Annotated in this window: 2 protein-coding genes (1 of these 2 only partly in view); both read right to left on the bottom strand. The window is 69.1% G+C overall.

What is annotated here, in order from left to right; translation table 11 throughout:
* The gene (locus MYSTI_RS26390) at positions 1-11673 is read right to left on the bottom strand and encodes an SDR family NAD(P)-dependent oxidoreductase (RefSeq protein WP_015350859.1); all 11673 of its coding nucleotides are present in this window, start codon (positions 11671-11673) and stop codon (positions 1-3) included.
* On the bottom strand, positions 11670-12503 hold the 3' portion of the coding sequence (locus MYSTI_RS43295; protein WP_015350860.1) for a non-ribosomal peptide synthetase. 22101 nt of this gene lie beyond the right edge of the window; 834 of the gene's 22935 nt are visible here — the last part of the coding sequence; the start codon falls outside the window, past its right edge — the gene reads right to left on this strand; its stop codon occupies positions 11670-11672. Before MYSTI_RS43295 ends, MYSTI_RS26390 begins: the two co-directional genes overlap by 4 nt.

A 12503-nucleotide genomic window follows, 5' to 3' on the forward strand; every position in this document is an offset into this window, starting at 1 on the left:
TCACGCTCCCGGGGCGAGCAACGTCCGGAGGTGCCCGCAGACCTCATCGAGGGTTGGCTTCAGGAACAAGCTCATGTGGTCACATTCGAAGTTCACGACCTTGAACGTGCGCCGCGTCACGTCGCGCCACGCGGTCGTGTAGTCGAGTGCGTCCAGCTTCTTCAGGACGTCGCTCGACACCCCCACGTCCTCTGGCGAGACATCGGGAATCACGAACGCGCTGTCGGGGGCCAGGAACCGCGCGGTCTTGAAGTAGAGGACGTCGGAGGCGTCATAGGGGGCCAGTCGGTAGTCCCGGGTGATGGTCTCGGTAATCCCGACGATGGTGTCCACACCGGCCAGGAACGAATAGATCTCATCGACGCCGAGCGCCGTCTTCACGCGCTGCTTGATGAGTCGCGCCAGGTGCGCGAGCTGTGCCCCCGAGGGAATCTTCCGCAGCTCGTCCACGGAGATGACGTCCCAGACGGGCGTGTCGAGCTCCGCCGAGAAGAACATCATCGCGTTCATCAGCCGCTGGACCTCGCGCATCCCCTCCATCGGCGGGCCGCCCGAGCGCTCGAAGGCCTCGAGCAGCTCCGGTGGATAGGTGTCGAACATGATGAGGTGCTGGACCTCCTCGCCGCGCTGCTTGAGCTGCTGCGCGGCCTCGAAGGCGAGGAGCCCCCCGAAGGAGTAGCCCCCGAGCACGTAGGGCCCGTGAGGTTGGACCCGCCGGATGGCGTCGATGTAGTGGTCCATCATCCCCCGGAGCGTCGTGAATGGCGCGCTCCTGCCGTCCACGCCTCGCGCCTGGAGCGCGTAGAACGGGTACTCGGGTCCGAGGGAGTCGGACAGGCGGTAGTACATCTGCGCGAGACCGGGGGCCCCGTGGAACCAGAACGACGGACGCGCCTGTCCCTTCGCGTTCACCGAGAGCAGCTCGGGACACGGGCCGCTCTGAGTGGATTCTGGAGTTCTCCTCGCCGCTGAGTCTGCCCGCTCGGGAAGAGACACACCCTCCAGCTGAGAGAGATAGGCCCCGAGCTTGCGAATCGTCGGGTGCGCCAGCGGCGCGGACAACGGCACGGTGCCGCCATATCTGCGCTGCACGGCCTTCATGAAGGTGGTCATCATGAAGGAGTCCATGCCGTACTCGACCAGGTGCCGGTCCGGGTCCAGGCCGTCCCGCTTCAGCAGCTCCGTGAGCATCCGCTGGAGGTCGGTGACCACCGAGGGCGACTCCTCGGGCCGCGACGTGACGCGCACACGACTCACCGGTGCGGCCTTCAGCCAGTGGCGCTCCTTCCGGAACGGATAGGTGGGCAGCCCCACCCGCCGAGGCTTCTCTCCCGCGAAGAGCTGCGTGGTGTCGAGCACCGCCCCCGCGACCCAGGCCCGGGCCAGCTTGCCCAGGTTCCCGGAGCGCATGAGCATCCGCACGATGTCGCCGCCCTCCGCGCCGTCGAACAAGCCCGCGAGCGCGCCCTCCTTCCGGCCTCCCTCGCCTCGGAAGACCGAGGGTGGTGTGACACCGTCGAGGACCTGTCTCAGCAACGAGCCCAGCTCCTCCAGGGATGAGCACACCACCGCGAGCCGGGCTTCCATGGCCGTGCGTCCATCGAGCAGCGTGAACGCCACATCCGTCAGGGAGAGCGTCCGAGGCCCTGCTTCGAGGAAGGCCACCAGCTCGCGAATGCGCGCGTCGAGCCGCTCGTCGTCCTGCGCGGAGAGCACGACCAGACGCGGTGGTTCGGCGCGCGGGGCTTCGAGTCGAGGCGGATAGGACTCCAGGACCAGGTGCGCGCAGACGCCTCCGAAGCCGTAGGAGTGAATCGCGGCTCGGCGCACGGGACGCGCTGGCCAGCGCTGCCCTCCCGTGAGGATGAAGAACGGCGAGCCCTCCAGCTGGAGCTGGGGATGGGGCGTCTGGAAGCCCACCACGCCCGGGAGGACGTCATGCTGGAAGGACTTCAGGACCTTGAGCAACGCGGCGATGCCGGAGGCCCCTTCCGTGTGGCCGATGCTGCCCTTGAGGCAGCCGATGCCGCAGGTCCCCACGGGAGCGGAGGGTGACAGGCGCCGGAACGCGGCCTTGAACGCCTCCACTTCGATGGCATCTCCCAGCTCGTTCGCCGCGCCCTGCGCTTCGATGTACTGGAGCGATTCCGGCTCGCTGCCTGCTTGCCGATGGGCTTCGACGATGACCTCGGTCTGTGCGGCGACGTTGGGGGCCGTCAACGAGTGCCCACGCCCTCCGTGGGCCGCCGCGCTGCCTCGCAACACGCCGAGGATGCGGTCTCCGTCGGCCTCTGCCTGGGAGACCCGCTTCAGCAGCACCGCGCCCACGGCCTCGCCTCGCACCGAGCCATCCGCGTCCCGGTCGAAGGGCTTCGGCTGTCCACTCCGGCTGGTGCCCCCCAGGTGCTCGGCGGCCAGGAAGGCACCTCGGCTCAGGAGCACGTTGACGCCGCCCACGAGCGCGACCTCGCACTCGCCATTCCGGAGCGCGCCGCAGGCCCGGTGCAGCGCCACCGAGGCGCTGGAGCAGCCGGTGTTGATGACCTCGCTGGGGCCCTTGAGGTTGAAGAAGTAGGAGAGGCGGTTGGCGATCATCGAGGGGTGGATGCCCGCGGCGGAGTGCGGGTCCACGGCCTCGACCGAGCGGTGCAGCTGCTCCGCGTAGTCGAACTTGTCGACCCCGATGAAGACGCCGGTGCGGCTCTCGCTCACTCGCTTCGGCGTGAGGCCCGCGTCCTCGAACGCGCTCCAGAAGGTCTGAAGCAACAGTCGCTGCTGCGGGTCCATCAGCTCCGCTTCGCGGGGTGAGATGCGGAAGAGGTCCGCGTCGAATCGATCCACGTCACGCAGGTAGCCGCCCCAATACTCGGACGTGTCCTCCTTCTCTTCCGCGTCGTCGTAACGCCCCAGCCTCTCGCGGGAGATCGCCGTCTGACCGAGCGCCAGGTTCTTCCAGAACGACTCCACGTCCTCCGCGCCCGGGAACCGTCCGCTCGAGCCCACCACCGCGATGGGCTCTGGTGTCCGCGCGAGCACGACGCCACTCAGACCCACCACTTCGGTGGGCCCTGCTGTCCGCGCGGACACGGCTTCACTCAGGCCCACCACCTCAGTGGGCCCTGCTTTCGGGGCGGACACGACACTCGTTGCCTCGACAGGCGCAGCCGCCCCCCCAGGCCCCGAAGCCTGCAGTGGTGCGACGGCCTCCTTCGGCTTCTCGGAGGGCGCGGAGCGGACCTGCGTCGAGAGATGGGCCGCGAGCGCACTCAGCGTCGGGTGGGCGTAGAACTGCGCGGTCGCGAGCGAGATGCCGAACCGCGTGGACAACCGGCCTGACAGAGTCCTCAGACTGATGGAGTCGAACCCGAAGTCGCCCAGGTTCCCATCGAACGTCAGCTCCTCGGGTTCCAGCGCCAGAACCGCGGCGGCTTCCTTCCGAAGCGCGTCACGCAGCGCGCTGACATCAACCACCGGAGCTGGAGTTCTCTCGAGAGGGGCCTCGCGACGCGGCCCCGCTCCTCGGGCCATCAGCGCGTCGAGCCGCTCCCTCTGTCCGGAGAGCACGGCCACCTGGCACTCCTCCAGCTGAAGCGCGGCCTCCAAGGCGTCAAGGCCACTGGCATCCTCCAGGTAGCTCAAGCCCAATGTGCGCAGGTACAGCGACTCCGCCTCCGGCGCGAAGTGCATCCCGCCATGCCGCCACAGAGGCCAGTTGAGCGAGAGCGTCTTCCCCGTCCGCTCCCCCCGCGCGCGCCGCGACTCCCGCTGCCGCGCGAACCCGTCCAGGAAGCGATTGCCCATCGCATAGTCGCCGCCACCGAAGTCTCCCAGGATGGAAGAGACAGACGAGAAGACCACGAAGAAGTCGAGCGCACAGCCACGGGTCGCTTCGTCGAGCGCCAGCACCCCTTCGACCTTGGGCCTCAGTCCCGACGAGAACGACGCGCCGTCCTTCTCCAGGAACAAGACCGGGTCGATGACCCCAGCCGCATGCACCACACCATCGAGATATCCGAAGGCTTCCTCCACCTCCTGGACGACCGCGCGCATCGCCGCCACGTCCGCGACGTCCGCCTGGAAGTAGCGTGCCTCCCCTCCCAGCTGGCGGAGGTGACGCAGCTCCGCGTCCAGCACTGCCTCCGAGGACCTGCGCCCCGTGAGGATGAGGGTCGCGCTGTACCGCTTCGCCCAATGGCGAGCGACCAACTGCCCCAGTCCTCCACTCCCGCCAGTGATGAGGTAGACGCCCCCCTTGCGCATCACCGAACCACGCCTCGCGGCGCTCTCCACGGGTCGGAAGAGGCGGACCTGCCGCTCTCCGTTGTCGAGGATGCGCAGCTCATGCGCCTGCGCTTCGGCGGCCTCGACTTCGTCTCGGAGTGCCCGCGCCGCGACGACGGGCTCCACGTCCACGGGAACGCACAGCGTCTCGAGATGCAGCCCCGGCAGCACATTGCGGAGCGAAGCGCCCAGCCCGGCCAGCGACTCGGCCACCGGGTTCGACGCACCCTCCGAGCGCACCGCGAACACCAGCCTGCGCGGCGGTGCCTCTCCCAGGCGAAGCAACCACTGGAGGACCAGCACCATCGCCGGGAGCTCACGGACCTGAAGCGCCGCACCTCGCGACTCCGTCCCCACGACCACGGAGCCTGGAACCAGCCCCGCGTCTTGGAGGGCTCGGGCACACCGCTCCAGGTGCGCGGGGTTGGAGGCATCGAGCCCGCAGCGCAGCCCCTCCTCCATCTGCTCGAGCGTGAAGGTGGCGCTGGGTGAGAGCACCACCGTCCCACCTTGACCTCGCGCTCGCCGGTCCTCGACGAGCGCCTGACTCCAGGCCGGGTCCACGTTGAGGAGGAGCAGAGGTGCTCGTCCCGCGTCGCCCCCGGCCGTCGGCGGAAGGGGCTCCCAGGTGGGCCGGTAGAATCGAACCTCGGGAGATGGCTCCGCCACGGACAACGGCGCCGGGGGAGGCGCCACGACCACCGGAGCCTGCGGCCTCCGGGACATCCAACACCGCCTCCGAGCAAACGTCAGCCCCGGAAGCAGAACCCGCCGAGGCGCGGCTCCTCCTGCCACGGGCCGCCAATCCAGCTCCGCGCCGCTCACCCACGCCGCAGCGAGCTCGGAAGGTGACGCCGACTCCGACCCAGCCAGCGACACACCCGGCCGCGCCTGTGCGACGTGGAGCCCCGAAAGCTCCCGCCCCGCGAGGAATGCAGTCCATCCAGACCGAAGCTCTTCCAACGACGATGCCACCACGGCGACACGGTGAAGCAGCTCACGCCTCCCCACTTGCAGCGTGTGAGCGATGTCACTCAGGTCCAGGTGCTCCGCGCCCAGCGCGCCGAGGAGCTGTTCGACGTGTGCACGCAGTCGCTCCGGCGTCGGCGCCGACACGGGCACCACCCACGGGCTCACAGGTCGCCGCCGGGCCTCGGGCTGACGCGGTGCCGAGGGCGCTTCCTCGACCACCACATGGCAGTTCGCGCCACTGAAGCCGAACGCGCTGACAGCCGCCCGTCGCGGCTCGGGCCCGGGTGACGCCCACTCCTTCAAGGTGGTGTTCACATAGAAGGGCGTGTTCTTGAACGCGATGTGCTTGTTCTCGGTCCGGACGTGGAGCGTCGGCGGAAGCTCGCGCGCTTTCAGCGACAGCAGGACCTTGATGAGTCCTCCGATGCCCGCGGCTGCCGTCGTGTGCCCCACATTGCTCTTCAGCGAGCCGACGGCGCAGAACTGACGGTTGCGTGTGAAGCGACGGAACGCCTCGGAGAGCGCGGCGATCTCGATGGGGTCTCCCAGCTTGGTCCCCGTGCCGTGGCACTCCACGTAGCTGAGCGTCGCCGGATCCACCCCGCTCCGCTCGTAGACGTCGACGGCCAACAGCTTCTGCGCATCGAGGCTGGGCGCGGTGATGCCATTGGTCCTCCCGTCCTGGTTCGTCCCCGAACCTCGGATGACCCCGTGAATCACGTCCCCGTCAGCGAGCGCGCGGGAGAGCGGCTTGAGCAACACCACCCCCACGCCCTCGCCGATCGCAATCCCATCCGCGTCCTCGGAGAAGGCCTTGCACCGCCCCGAGGGCGAGAGCATCCCGACATGCCGCATCACCCCCAGCGGCTCCGGCGTGAGGTAGAGCGTCACGCCACCGGCGAGCATGAGGTCCGCTTCGCCATTGCGCAGGCTCTGACACGCCAGATGCACCGCCACCAGCGAGGACGAGCACGCCGTGTCCACGGTGATGGTGGGTCCTCGGAGGTTCAGGAAGTAGGCGATGCGCGACGCCGTCAGCGACGCGAAGTTGCCGAGCATCGCGTGACTGAGCTGGTCCGCGCTGAGCTCACCATGCACCTTGTCCTGGTACTCGTTTCCGGAGAGGCCCACGATGACACCGCACCGGGAACCCCAGCTGCCCTTGCCCGCGTAGCCCGCCCCCTCCAGCGTCCCCCAGCACTGCTCGAGGAAGAGGCGCTGCTGGGGGTCCATCATCTCGGCTTCGGCGGGAGAGATGCCGAAGAACGTCGGCTCGAAGTCCTCGATGCCATCGAGGAATCCCCCCCAACACCCTTCGGCCATCTTCCGAGCGGCCTCGGGCTCCCAGCCCTCCGCCACGAGCCGCTGGACGGGAAAGCCCGTGACGGAGTCCACGCCCGCCCGGAGGTTCTTCCACAACGACTGGACGTTCTCCGCCCCCGGGAAGCGGCCCGACATTCCAATCACGGCGATGGGCTCGTCACGCGCCACGCCGCGCGCAGGGGGAAGCTCGGGCATCGGGGCCGCGCCGCGAACCTCTTCATGCGCCTGGATGAAGGCGCCGAGCGAGCGAAGGTCGGGGCACTGGAAGAAGTGCTCCATCTTCAGCAGCAGGTTCAGACGACGGTTCACCGCGTCAATGAAGCGCAGGCCGGACAAGGAGCTGATGCCGTAGTCCTTGAAGGAGGCCGTCGGGTCCAGCTCCGACGGTGACATCTCGAAGACCTCGGCCGCGACGGCGATGAGCTGTGCCTCGACGGGCGCTCGCTGCTGGGGCTTCGGCCCCGCCTCCGCTTCGAGCGCCTCGAGCGCGCTCGAGAAGGACCGTGCACCTTCGATTCGCGTCCGGTTGAGCTGGACGAGCGCGGCCCCGTCCTCCCCCTGGGGCGCCTTCTCGAGGGTGAACAAGAGGTAGCGGATGAGCCCCGCGCCCAGGGCCTTGCCGAAGTTCGTCCACCCTCGGTGCTGACCTTCCTCGTGCACGGCCTCGGGGTACTCCGCGCGCACGCGGGCCAGGTTCTCCTCCAGGTGCTCGTCATCGAGGAAGCGGCTGACACCCTCGCTCGTGTCGACGCAGCTCACGACGCGCAGCCGGTGCCGAGCCAGGATCTCCGCGAGCTGGGGAGCCGTGTTGGTGTACTGGCCCAGATGTGGGAGGTTGATCTCCGTCACGGTGTTCGCGACCCCATCCGCGAGCACCACCAGCCCCCCCTCCTCCAGGTGCTCGGCGATGTTGCCGAACACGCCGTGCTTGTCCTCGATGTGGAAGATGACCTCGAAGCCGATGATCAAATCGTAGCGACGCGGGAACGGGTCCTTGGAGCTGTCGTGGCAATCGACACGCAGCCGCTGAGACAGCCCAGCCTTCGCGATGCGCGAGCGCGCGCTCTCCACCTGCTTCCGGGCAATGGTGAAGCCATCCCCCGAGAGCCCCGGATGGCGCAGCGCGAGCTGGATGAGGTCCGTCCCCAATCCGCAGCCGATGTCCATCACCGTCCGGACGCGTGAGAAGTCCACGTGGCGGTACAGCACCGCCTTCATGTCCTTCTGCCGGGCCAGCATGTACCGAGCGTGCTCGGGCCGCCGATGCGGCTCGAAGAACGTCATCAGCCAAGAGAAGCCCGGGAGCTTCTCCGGGAAGTAGGGGAAGATGAGGTAGATCTCCTCCTTCGGGTCGACGTCGCCGGCGAAGCGGTTGTAGTAGTCGGAGACCACCCCCTGTGGCGCCACGGCTTCCGATTCGGTGCGCTCGTCGTTCCAGCAGCGGCGCTGCTCGAAGGAATGGGTGGGGAGCGAGACACGGCGGCAGAGGTCCGCGCCTGGTACTCGCGCCCAGTCAATCACCTTCCCACCCAGCCACTGCTCCGCGGCGACGCCAAGCTCACGCCGCTCGTAGATGGCGGACGCGGCCGCTTCCGACAACCCCCCTTGGGAGCGGCTTCGTTCGACGACCGAGACACGTCCCGTCTCCGCCGCCCTGCCCTCCTGGTTCAGCGCCTCCAGCAACGCGAGGAGTTGCTCCGTGTCGGTGACCACGGCCGCGAACCGATGCGCGAACGGCGCACGTCCGGCCTGGAGCACGTAGGCGATGTCCGCGAGACGCTGAGCGCGTCCTTCCTCCGAGCGCAGGTGGTCACGAAGCACGCTCGCGGTGCGGCGAAGCTGCTCCACGCTCCTCGCGGAGAGCACACACAGCTCCTCGCGGCGCGGAACCGGCGCCCGGGTGGGATGAACCCACTCCTCCAGCACGACGAAGGACTGGGTCCCTCCCGCCGCCGCGGAGCCGGCCAGCGCTCGGCGAGGACCTTCTCCCTTCGCACTCCGTGGGCGAGGCCAGGGCCCGCGCTCCTTCAGCACATGGAAGGGCGCGGCATCGAGGGAGATTCCCTCATGGAGGTTCGCCGCCACCGGCGTGGGGAACAGCTCGCCCTCCCGAAGCTGAAGCAGCACGCGGGTGAGCTGCGCCATCCCCGAAGCCGCCTCCAGGTGGCCAATCAGTGGCTTCACGGAGCCCAGCGCGCACCGAGCCCCTGCCTCCGCGCCGCCGAACACCCCGCTCAGCGAGCGCCACTCCGAGACATCCGTCGTCTCGGCCCCCACGGCCTGAAGCTCCACGTAGCCGATGTCCGACGGAGCCACCCCCGCCTCCGCCAGGGTCTGCTCGATCAAGGCCCGCTGCGCGGGGGGAGACGGGAGCAGGAAGGACGCACCGCGGCCCTTGTGGCTCACCGAGGTCGCGCGAATCACACCCTGGATGGGGTCGCCATCTCGCAGGGCCTCGTCGAGGGGCTTGAGCAACACCATCCCGACGCCCTCGCCCGGGACGAAGCCATCGCCGCCCTGCTCGAACAGGAGCGGTTCATCACGTGTCGAGGCCAGCCTCGCCTGGCACAGCGTCGAGAAACGGGAGACATGGAGGTACAGGTTCACCGCGCCGACGAGCGCACCGTCACAATCTCCCCGCGCGATGGCCTTGCGGGCCGCGTCGAGCGCCACCAGCGCCGATGAGCACCCCGTGTCGAACGGGACACTCGGTCCTCGCAGGTCGAAGAAGTGCGAGATGCGATTGGGCAGGCCGAAGTAGCTCTGGTCGAGCAGCACGTCTCCGCGCTCCGACCAACGCTCCAATCCCAGCAGCGGATAGCTCAAGCCGTTGACGCCAATGAAGACCCCGTGGCGCTTCCCTTCGAGCGCCGTGTGCGCATAGCCCGCGTCCTCGATGGCCTCCCAGGCGGCTTGCAGGAGCAGGCGCTCCTCTGGATGCAGTCCCTTGGCTTCGGCCGGAGTCATCTGGAAGGCGAGCGGATCGAACAGCTCGACCCCGGAGAGGAAGCCACCCGTGCGGCGGTAGATCTTCCCCTGCGCCGCCTGCTCGAGCCGTGCGTCGAACCAGCGGCTCCAGTCGCCTCGCTCGCTGGGAAGCTCTCGGAGGCTCCGACGCCCTTCTCGCTGGTTGTCGCGGAAGGCTCGCACGTCGCGGGCCCCCGGGTATCTGCCGCTCAGGCCGATGATGGCCACCTCGCGCTCGACCCTCGCGGGGACGCTCGCTGGCACATCGACGCGAGGACGTTCGACCACGGCGTCCAGCGCCACCGCGTGGTGCTGAAGGAGGTAGTCCCGCAACGCGGCCAGCGTCTGGTGCTCGAGCAACAAGGTCCTGGGGAGCGCGCCGAGCTTCTCCGACAACAGCTTCATGAGGCGCGTGAGGGCGATGGAGTTGAGCCCGTAGTCCGCCAGGCGCCGCTCCAGCTCAACCTCCTCGCTCGGCATCCCCGCGAGCTCCGCGGTGAGGCGCTTGAGCAGTTCCTCGAGCCAGGCGCCCTGGGCTTGGGGACCGCGAGCACTTGTGTGGGTCGGAGAGGACGTGGTCGGAGGCTCGAACTGTGTGAGGTACTTCGCGAACGCGACCCGGTCCCCCGCGATGGGCAGGCACCAGGTGGAGCCGGACTCCAGTGCCTGGTCCAACAGCGTCAGCCCGTCCCCCGTGGAGAGCGGCTCCAGTCCCGCGCGCTCACGCATGTCCTCGATGACAGGCGCGCTCTGGCGCATCCCGCCCTCTCGCCAGTACGGCCAGGAGATGGAGAGCGAGGCACCCGAGCCCCCCTCTCCCCGCCTCACGCGGGCCGCGCGCTGCTCCGCCAACTCATCGAGGAAGCGGTTCGCGAAGGCGTACTCCGCCACGCCCTCACTGAGCCCCTGACTCGCCAGCGAGGAGAGCAGCACGAAGAGGTCCAGGGGCTCGTCGCGGGTCAGCTCGTCGAGGAGCACCGCCCCCGTCACCTTCGGCGCGAGCACGGCGCGCATCGCGGGCAGGGACTTGTCCAAGAGAATGCCCGTCCGCGCCGCCACACCCGCACCGTGGAAGACCCCGTGCAGCGAGCCGAAGCGACGCCTGGCCTCGGCGAGCAGCGAGGAGACACCCTCTCGTTGGCTCACGTCCGCGGGGACATAGAGCACTTCGGCGCCGAGCTTCCGGAGGGAGTCGAGGGTCGCCTCATCCTCTTGCGTCGGAACCCTGCGCCCCGAGATCACCAGCCGCGCTCGGCAGCACCGGGCCAGGTGCTCGGCCAGGATGCGCCCCAGGCCCCCGAGTCCTCCTGTGATCAGATACACACCGCGCTCGCGCAGCCGAGTGTTCCCCGGACTCGAACGCCGCTGCACGGGCGCTCCCGTGTCGGGCACCCTCACCCAGCGCTGGCCGTCCGCATACCGAACGCGGGCCGGTGGACCTTCCGGCTCCGCCAGGAGCGCCGCCACACAGGCCCTCGAGAACCGCTCCTCCGGCTCACGGAGTTCGATGGTCCGAAGGACGCGCTGCGGATTCTCCAGCCACAGCGCATGCCCCAGCCCCGCGAGCGCCGCGACAGGGGCCCCTCCTCGCTCCGGGTGGACCGAGAGAATCTTCAGAGGCTCTCCAAGGCGCTGCGCATGCAGCGCTTGAATCAGGTGCACGACGGCGTCGAAGCCCTCCTCCAGTGCCGACTCCATCGATGCGGCGCCCTCGGATACCGCCGTGGCGCCCCAGAGGGAGATGACTCGCGCGGGCCGTGTCCCGGCGGCACCCAGTGCTTCGACGAGACGGCGGAAGTCCTCCGCGCTTCGCGGGTCGACTCGATACGTCCGAGCGTCCACTCGCTCGAAGTGCGCCCCCCGCAGGACCAGCACGGGACTTGATGCCCGCGCCGTGAGGCACGCGGCACGGAAGCGCTCATCGCGGTCCAGGAGGAGGACATCGTCCAGCGCGCCTCGCGAGTCCCCTTCCGGCAATGCCCCGGTCGCGCGCCATTCGGAGCGCCACATCGCGAGGGGCACCTCGTGTCGGGGCTCCGTGGCCGAGAGCGACTGGAGCTGACGGAGCCCTTCCTCGGGAGTCACTTCGCCGGACCGCACCGCCTGCAGAATCCGAGTCCGTGTGCTCATCGTCGCACCTCCCCCGCGGTCATCCTCGCCTCCACCTCTTCAATCGAGAGTGCGCCATCCCGGAGCCCGCGCAGCAGCTCGAGGGGCTCTGCCTCGGAAGGCCACAGCCAGTAGCGCCGGGTCTCGAAGCAGTAGCCGGGCAGCGGCAGGATTCGCCCACCGCTCAGCGCGGGCAGCTGGGACCAATCGAGGTCGACCTCCGTGGCCCACAGCCGCGCGAGGTCCTCGAGGGAACGCCCGTCCACCTGGGAGAGCATCTCGCGCCCCAGCGGCACCCGGCCGCGAGACGTGGAGGGCTCCGTCCTTCCCGCGAGCACCTGCTCCAACCGTCGTGACAGCTCCGTCAGGTCCGACGCCATCAGCACCAGCCGGTGCTCCATGGCCTCCCGGCCTCGAGCGAACGTGAAGGCGATATCCCGAGGCGCGGCCCGAGAGCCACGAAGGAAGCCCGCCATCGCCTTCACCATGCCGAGGAGGCTCGCCTCCGTTCGCGCGGAGAACACGAACGGCAGCGGACTCACCGCGGAGGTGGGTGCGCGCTCCTCGCGTGGAGGGACGTACTCCTCGAGGACGAAGTGCGCGTTGACGCCGCCCGCGCCGAACGCACTCAGGCCCGCGCGCCGAGGTCCACGTGGCGACTCGGGCCAGGGCGCGAGCGCACGCTGGACGGTGAACGGCGTCTCCTCCAGCCGGAGATTGGGATTGAGCTGATCGCTGTGCAGCGAGGGCACCAGCTCCCGGTGGCGCAGTTGCAGCAGCAGCTTGGTGAGGCCCGCGATACCCGCCGCCGCTTCCAGGTGGCCGATGTTCGACTTCACCGACCCGATGGC

Origin of the sequence: Myxococcus stipitatus DSM 14675 (assembly GCF_000331735.1) — a bacterium.
GTDB lineage: Bacteria > Myxococcota > Myxococcia > Myxococcales > Myxococcaceae > Myxococcus > Myxococcus stipitatus.